The 6,455-nt window shown below is 74.8% G+C and carries 8 protein-coding genes and 2 pseudogenes; 5 read left to right on the top strand and 5 right to left on the bottom strand.

Features of this window, described 5'->3' with window-relative positions; genetic code table 11:
• The first annotated feature begins 157 nt into the window (after positions 1-157).
• On the top strand, positions 158-430 hold the full coding sequence (locus AAHZ94_RS26405; protein ID WP_349995818.1) for a type II toxin-antitoxin system Phd/YefM family antitoxin: 273 nt from the start codon (positions 158-160) through the stop codon (positions 428-430).
• Positions 427-696, top strand: a complete 270-nt coding sequence (locus tag AAHZ94_RS26400) for a type II toxin-antitoxin system RelE family toxin (protein WP_349995817.1) — start codon at positions 427-429, stop codon at positions 694-696. The genes AAHZ94_RS26405 and AAHZ94_RS26400 overlap by 4 nt, the downstream gene beginning before the upstream one ends.
• 73 nt (positions 697-769) lie before the next feature.
• Here AAHZ94_RS26400 and AAHZ94_RS26395 read toward each other — a convergent pair whose 3' ends face one another.
• Positions 770-1,261: a flavoprotein gene (locus AAHZ94_RS26395; RefSeq protein WP_349995819.1), complete on the bottom strand. Its 492-nt coding sequence runs from the start codon at positions 1,259-1,261 to the stop codon at positions 770-772.
• A gap of 142 nt (positions 1,262-1,403) precedes the next feature.
• Between AAHZ94_RS26395 and AAHZ94_RS26390 the strand changes: the two genes are divergently transcribed.
• From AAHZ94_RS26390 to AAHZ94_RS26380, 3 genes are all read left to right on the top strand, one after another.
• On the top strand, positions 1,404-2,648 hold the full coding sequence (locus tag AAHZ94_RS26390) for a helix-turn-helix domain-containing protein (protein WP_349995816.1): 1,245 nt from the start codon (positions 1,404-1,406) through the stop codon (positions 2,646-2,648).
• Between the two features lie 66 nt (positions 2,649-2,714).
• Positions 2,715-3,317 (top strand): hypothetical protein, encoded by a 603-nt coding sequence (locus tag AAHZ94_RS26385; RefSeq protein ID WP_349995814.1) that lies wholly within the window; start codon positions 2,715-2,717, stop codon positions 3,315-3,317.
• On the top strand, positions 3,314-3,592 hold the full coding sequence (locus AAHZ94_RS26380) for a DUF7848 domain-containing protein (RefSeq protein ID WP_349995812.1): 279 nt from the start codon (positions 3,314-3,316) through the stop codon (positions 3,590-3,592). Before AAHZ94_RS26385 ends, AAHZ94_RS26380 begins: the two co-directional genes overlap by 4 nt.
• 123 nt (positions 3,593-3,715) lie before the next feature.
• Here the strand turns inward: AAHZ94_RS26380 and AAHZ94_RS26375 are convergent, their stop codons facing one another.
• The 4 genes and pseudogenes from AAHZ94_RS26375 to AAHZ94_RS26360 all read right to left on the bottom strand — a co-directional run.
• Positions 3,716-4,735: a Ppx/GppA phosphatase family protein gene (locus AAHZ94_RS26375; RefSeq protein WP_349995810.1), complete on the bottom strand. Its 1,020-nt coding sequence runs from the start codon at positions 4,733-4,735 to the stop codon at positions 3,716-3,718.
• Entirely contained in the window at positions 4,732-5,337 is a 606-nt protein-coding gene (locus AAHZ94_RS26370) for a DUF501 domain-containing protein (RefSeq protein ID WP_349995809.1), read from the bottom strand. The genes AAHZ94_RS26375 and AAHZ94_RS26370 overlap by 4 nt, the downstream gene beginning before the upstream one ends.
• A 126-nt stretch (positions 5,338-5,463) precedes the next feature.
• A pseudogene (locus AAHZ94_RS26365) lies at positions 5,464-5,811 on the bottom strand (FtsB family cell division protein); the annotation flags it as partial.
• Positions 5,812-5,985: 174 nt separating this feature from the next.
• Positions 5,986-6,111: pseudogene (locus AAHZ94_RS26360) on the bottom strand (septum formation initiator family protein); the annotation flags it as partial.
• Positions 6,112-6,455: the final 344 nt, after the last annotated feature.

Below are 6,455 nucleotides of genomic sequence, written 5' to 3'. Positions count from 1 at the left end.
CCCGGAGACGGCGCGCGTCGGCCCCCCGGCGCGCCTCGGGCCGCCACACCCCCCGGGGGGGGGGCGGGGGGGGGCGGGCCCCCCCCGGGGCGCGGCCCCCCGCGGGCCGGGGGCGGTTGACCTACCGCGTGTACACAGGTACGCGTACACTGGATGGATGACTGAAAACACCGTGACGGTGCGGGATGCACGTGCTCACCTTGCCGACCACATCAACCGGGCCGAGGGAGGCGTCCCGACCGTCATCACGCGCAACGGCGCCCCCGTGGCGGCCGTGGTCCCGATCGCGGACTTCGAGGCGCTGGAGGAGGCGGCCGACGTGCTGCTGGCGCGCGAGGCCGAGGCGGTGCTGGCTGAGGGCGGCCCCACCGTGACGATGGCGGAGCTGCTGGCGGACCTGTTCACGGAGCGGGACGGCGAGACGGGGTGAAGTACGCCTTCCGCTTCACCGCGGCGGCGCATCGCCAGCTCCGGGCCATCGCCCGGCAGGACGCCATGCGCATCCTGACCGCCCTGACTGCGCTCGGCGAAGACCCGTACCGCCAGGATGCCGACGTCAAGAAGCTCACCGGCCCGTCCGGGCTCTACCGACTCCGAGTCGGGAACTACCGGGTGGCGTACCAGGTCAATGACGGCGAACTCGTCGTCCTCGTCGTCAAGGTGGGGGATCGACGCGACGTCTACCGGGCGCTGTGACTGGCCTATGGGGCGATCTCGGCACCCAACTCAGCGACTCGGCGGTCGTCCACCAGCGAGCCGATCTCGCGGGCTATCGCCGGCCCGCGACCACCTCCACGGCGCGCAGGGCCAGGTCCCAGGGGAAGGGGCGCTTCTCGCCTGGGGGGTTCGGTACAAAACCGCCGTCGCCGTAGAGCACGTCAACGCCGGCTGCCCGTAGCGTTTCGATCGAGCGCGGCAACTGCGGGTGCTGGGCGTACGCGGCGTTCACGCACGGCATCGTGACCATGGGGATGCGTTTGCCGATGGCCTCGGCCACGACGCCTACGGGGAGCGAGCTCGTCAGCCCGAGGCCCCAGGCGTTGAGGCTGTTCATCGTGATGGGCGCGAAGAGGATGGCATCGGCCCGGGGCCACACGTCCGGTTCACCCGGCCGCCGGTACCGCGAGCGCACCGGCCTGCCGGTCAACTCCACCAGCTTGGGCACCTGCTCGGCGAGCCAGTCGGCCGCCGTCGGCGTCAAGCCGCCGCCCACTTCCCAACCCGATGCCTGCGCCCGGCGCACAACCTGGGGAAATTCCATCACTGGCGGGGCCGCGGCGCCGAAGAGATACAACACGCTGGTCACATACAGCAGTTCACCACACGCGTCCGCGCCCAAGCCTGAGATCTCAGGGGACGAGTACCGTTCCCGATGCGCCCAAGAAACGGAGAGTGCCGCCACCATGCCATCCCCCGTATCCCCGGAACACCTTGGCACCCGCGTGCGCATCGCGCGGCAAGCCGCCGGCCTCACGCAGGTCGAGTTGGCCGATCTCCTCGGCCGTTCGGAGCACTGGGTCCAGGACGTGGAGGCGGGCCGGCTCGCCCTCGACCGGTACTCGCTGATCACGGCCATCGCCGAACTCACCGACGTGGACGTGGTGTGGCTCCTCGGCCAGCCGTACCGGCTGCGGCACAGCCCGGAGCGTGCGCACGCCTACGTGCCGGCGCTCCGCGCGGGGCTCCGCCGCGCGGGGCTGATCCTCTCCGGGCATCCGGGGCTCGCCCCGCAGGCCGTACCGGTGGACACCCGCTCGCTGCGCGAGCGCACCGAGGCCGTCAACCACCGGCGGCAGGCCGCTGACCTGCCCGCCGTCGCCCGTACGCTGCCGGCTCTGATCGAGGACCTGAACACCGCGCTCCTCGTGGAAGGAGGGGCCGCGCGCGAAGAGACACTGCGGCTGACGGCGGACGCCGCCCGCACCGCCCGCATGTGCCTCAACTCGCTCGGCTACCCCGACCTCGCCTGGGTGGCGGCCGAGGTCGCGGCCGGGGCCGCCACCGTACTGGGGGACCCCGTCGTCAAGGCCGCCGTCGCCTGGGACCGCTGCGGCGCCCTGCTCCACCAGGCCGCCATCCCCGAGACGCTGGCCATCGCCGAAGCGGCGCTGCGCGACCTGGAACCGCTGGCCACCCGCCCGCACCCGGCGCCGCAAGTGCTCTCCCTGCGTGGGGCGTTGATGTTGCGCGGCGCGGTCGCCGATGCGCGTGGCGGGCGCGCCGCCGGAGCCTGGTCCCGTATCCAAGCGGCGCTGTCCGACGCCGACCGGCTGGGCCCCGACTGGCACGACGTCTCCGCGCAGACCGTGTTCGGCCGGGGAACGGTCGCAGTCCACGCGACCGAGGTGGGCGTGGAGGTCGAAGAGCCGGACCGCGGGCTGACCATCGTGCCGAACGCCGACGTCAGCGCGGTCCCGTCGAAGGAACGGCGCACCCACTTCGAGATCGACCGGGCCAGGGCGTACCGGAAGATGGGCAGGCTCCCGGCAGCGGTACTGACCCTACGGGCCGCCGCCCAGGCCGCGCCGTACTACGTGTACGCCGACCCGATGGCCCGCGCCCTGGTCACCGACCTCGCACACGGAGGCGTCCCCTCGCAGGCGGCGGCCTTGTCGTCGCTGATCAGGAACATGGAACTGGTGCGCTAACCACGCCCGAAAGGTCCCCCAGGATTTCTGGGGGTCAGGGCCGACCGGGCGCGCAACGCTTCGCGTGTGACACACCGCATCCAGTCGATCACCATGGGGAACAGCATGGACGCGCTCCTGCCGGCCCACGACGCCGCCGCGTACGCCCGCGTGTACACCGCCCAACTCGGCTGGCCCATCGGCCCCGGCCACCGATTCCGTCCCCGCGCCGGGTGCACCTGTGAAGCGCCCACGTGCCCCACCCCCGGCGCCCATCCACTCGACCACTGGTCCACCACGGCGTACGCGGACCAACTACCGGCCGACTTCGACCGGCCAGGCGTCGCGATCATCGCGCCGGCCATCGGCTTCGACGCGGTCACCCTCCCCCGAGCCGTCGGCATGATGGCCATGGTCGCGATCGAGCGACGCATGGAGGCACCCTGCCTGGTCGGCCCCGACACCATGACCCTGCTCGTGCAGCCGGGTACGGCCGCGGTGCTCGGCGCCGTGCCGACGGTGACCGTACGCAGCGGAGCCGACCACTGGATCGCCTTGCCGCCCAGCCACGACACGCGTTGGGACACCCCGCCCTGGGCCGAGCGGACGGGCGGGCCACGCCTCCTCCCGCACGGTCTTTCCCTGGTCCAGGACGTGCGGGACGCGCAGCGCCTGGGCGGCGCCCGATGACCCGCAGCCTCCACCGCTACGTCACCATGCACCTCGCCCCCGACCCGGACGCCGACCCCTACACCGTCCGCGCCACCTGCGGCACCTGCGTCGACCGCTCACCCGCCCCCGACCCCCAGGGGACCATCAGCGAGCAGTACGAACAGGCAATGCAGTGGTGCAACGACCACGCCACCACCGACCACCCCGACGGACGCCACTTACGCTTCGTCTCCACCGCCACCGTCCACTGGCGCGTCACCCCCTCCGAAGACATCGGCCCAGAAGCACCCTGAGCCGGCGGGCCGTGGTGTGACGAGGAGGCCGGAGGGAGCAGACAGCGCGCCCCCGCCGGGAAGCCCGGCGGGGGCTGCGTACGCCGTGTTCGCGTCGCCGCCCGGGAGCGGCGTCATGTCGGGTCAGCCGCCCCCACCCGCAGCAACACGGCTCTGCGCGATCCCATCCAAAATGTCGTGCTCGCTCACGACCACCTCCGTGGCGCCCGTGCGTTCCATGATGGACAGCAGGACCAGGGCGCCCGCGGTGATGACGTCGACGCGGCCGGGGTGCATGACCGGGATCGCGGCGCGCTGCGCGTGCGTGGAGTGGAGGAGGCGGTCGGTGATCTCGCGGACGCGGGTCAGGGGGATCACCGCGTGGTGGATGGCCTCCGAGTCGTACTCCGTCAGGTCCAGGGCGATCGCTGCGACCGTGGTGACCGAGCCGGCGAGGCCGACCAGGGTGTAGCTGCCGCCGGTGGCCGGGCGGAGGGGGACGGTCTGTTCGACGGTGTCGAGTGCGGACTCGATGTCCGCCCGTATCGCGGCGATCTGCGCGGGGGTCGGCGTGCCGGGCTCGGGGACGGTGCCGGTGGCGTCGGCCAGGTGGCGTTCGGTCATCCGGACGCAGCCGACGTTGACGCTGCGCGCGGCCTGTACCTCGTGGTCGCCGACCACGAACTCCGTGGAGCCGCCGCCGATGTCCACCACCAGGTACGGGCCGGCGCCGGCCACAGCCGGGGCGCTCGGTGTGGTGGCGGGGGCCGTCAGTTCGCGGGTGGCGCCGATGAAGGAGAGTGCGGCTTCCTCGTCGCCGGTGATGACCTCGGGTTCGACGCCCAGGATCTCCCGTACGCCACGGACGAAGTCCTCCCGGTTGGAGGCGTCGCGCGAGGCGGACGTGGCGACGAAGCGCAGCGCGGGCCGGTCGCCGCCCGGCACCTGGTGGTCCTTGATCACCTGGGCGTACTCGCGGCAGGCGGCGAACGTGCGCTCCAGCGCCTCCGGGGCGAGGCGACCCGTGCGGTCCACGTCCTGGCCGAGCCGCACGATCGTCATCCGGCGGTCGAGTTCGTGCAGGGCACCGGTGGCCGGGTCGACGTCCGCGACCAGCAGCCGGATGGAGTTGGTGCCGCAGTCGATGGCGGCGACGCGCTTCACTCGCCGGCTCCTTCGGGGTCGGTGGCGGGGCGGGCGGGGGCAGCGGGGGCGTCGGTCTCCGCGGCCGGCGCGGGCTCGGCAGCCGTTCCGCACGGCGCCACGCACGGGCCCTTGCGCCACCACTCGGGCAGCAGGGCGATCGCCTCGTCGCCGAGCGGGTTGACGCCGGGGCCGGCGGCCAGCGAGTGGCCGCCCAGGACGTGCAGGCACTTGACGCGGTCGGGCATGCCGCCGGCGCTCGGGAAGCCCTGGAGCACCTCGATCGCGTCGCGGCGGGCGATGTAGTCCTCGTGGGCGGCGCGGTAGGCCGCGGCCAGTTCCGGGTCGCTCGCCAGCCGCGCCGTCATCTCCTTCATCACGCCGTTGGCCTCCAGGGTGCCGATGGCGGAGGCGGCGCGCGGGCAGGTCAGGTAGTACGTCGTCGGGAACGGCGTGCCGTCCGGCAGGCGGGGCGCGGTCTCGACGACGTCCGGGTTGCCGCACGGGCAGCGGTGGGCGATCGAGCGCAGGCCGCGCGGGACCCGGCCGAGTTGGTCGCCGACGGCGGCGATGTCCGCGTCGGTCGGGGCGGCGGGTGCGGTCTGCGGCGGGGGCGTTTCCATGCGGGAAGGTTCTCGTTCTCTTCGGTTCGTCGGGCGCGGCGCCGGGCGGTGCGGGCGCGGTGGGCGTACGCGGTGGGCGTACGGGGTGGGGCACGGTCGGGCGGTGCGTGGCCGGTCGCGGCCCGGCTAACGGTGGCTGTCGGCCGTGTCGACCTCGTCCCACAGGTTGCCGTACCAGGGCTGGTCGTCGCCGTGGTCGGCGGCCGAGCGCTCGGCCTCCTCGGCGTCCGGCCCCAGCATGCTGTACCCCGTCTCGCCGGGGCGCAGGTAGTGCAGGTGCTCGCGGGCCAGCCGCTCGATGTAGGCGGGGTCCTCCAGGCGGGCCTTGCGGTCGCGCAGCCGCTCGACGTCCTCGCGGGTCTGCTCGGCCTGCCGGCGCGGGTCGGCGATGTCGGAGCGCTGCGAGACGAACTGCCGTATCGGGTACGCGAGCGCCACCACCAGCGAGCAGACGACGAGCGCGAGGAGCGCGGCGGGGGGGGGGGGGGGGCCGCGGCGGGGGGGGGGGGGGGGGGGGGGGGGGGGGGGGGGGGGCGGCGGGCGGGGGGGGGGGCGGGCCCCGGGCTCCCCCCCCCGCCCTCGGGGCCCCCCCCCCCCCCCCCCCCGCCCCCCCCCCCCCCGGGGGGGGCGGGGGGCGGGGCGGGGGCCCCCCCCGCGGCGGGGTCGCCTGGCCCTGGTGCGGGCCCGGTAGACGCGGGCGGCGGCGTTTTCGCCGAGCACCCTGAGCCGGGTCGCGGTGGAGAACCGGTCCGCGGGCACGTCACTCCCCTTCATCCGTCGTCGTCCGTGGTCAGCCGGGTTTCCGGCGCCTGGGCGGCGTACGCGCCCAGCGGCCGGTGCGCGGGCCCGCCAGCACACACGTACGTCCCCGGCCACGGTACGGGACCGGGGCCGGGGACGGACGGAAAAGCGGCGGGCTCGCCGCGCTGTCGCGGTGCGGACGGCGCGGCGGGCCCGGGCCGGGCGAGGCGCCCACCCGGGGAACGACCCGGGGCGGGCGGCAGGGCCCGGGCCCGGGTCAGCCCGCGGAGCGGGACCCCGGGGACGGGCGGCGGCCCCCCGTTGCGGCCCCGGCGGGCCCGGGTGGCGCGCGTGCGCCGGGCGGGGTGTTAGGGGGC

It is taken from the genome of Streptomyces sp. HSW2009, from assembly GCF_040240285.1.
GTDB lineage: Bacteria > Actinomycetota > Actinomycetes > Streptomycetales > Streptomycetaceae > Streptomyces.
The sequence above is the reverse complement of the archived record's forward strand: the minus strand, read 5'-3'. Positions and strand labels throughout refer to the sequence as shown.

Bases quoted from the DNA above. Each gene is read 5' to 3' on its own strand.
- AAHZ94_RS26405 (WP_349995818.1), top strand. From the start codon at position 158: ATGACTGAAAACACCGTGACGGTGCGGGATGCACGTGCTCACCTTGCC.
- AAHZ94_RS26380 (WP_349995812.1), top strand. From the start codon at position 3,314: ATGACCCGCAGCCTCCACCGCTACGTCACCATGCACCTCGCCCCCGAC.
- AAHZ94_RS26395 (WP_349995819.1), bottom strand. From the start codon at position 1,261: ATGGAATTTCCCCAGGTTGTGCGCCGGGCGCAGGCATCGGGTTGGGAA.
- AAHZ94_RS26370 (WP_349995809.1), bottom strand. From the start codon at position 5,337: ATGGAAACGCCCCCGCCGCAGACCGCACCCGCCGCCCCGACCGACGCG.
- AAHZ94_RS26390 (WP_349995816.1), top strand. From the start codon at position 1,404: ATGCCATCCCCCGTATCCCCGGAACACCTTGGCACCCGCGTGCGCATC.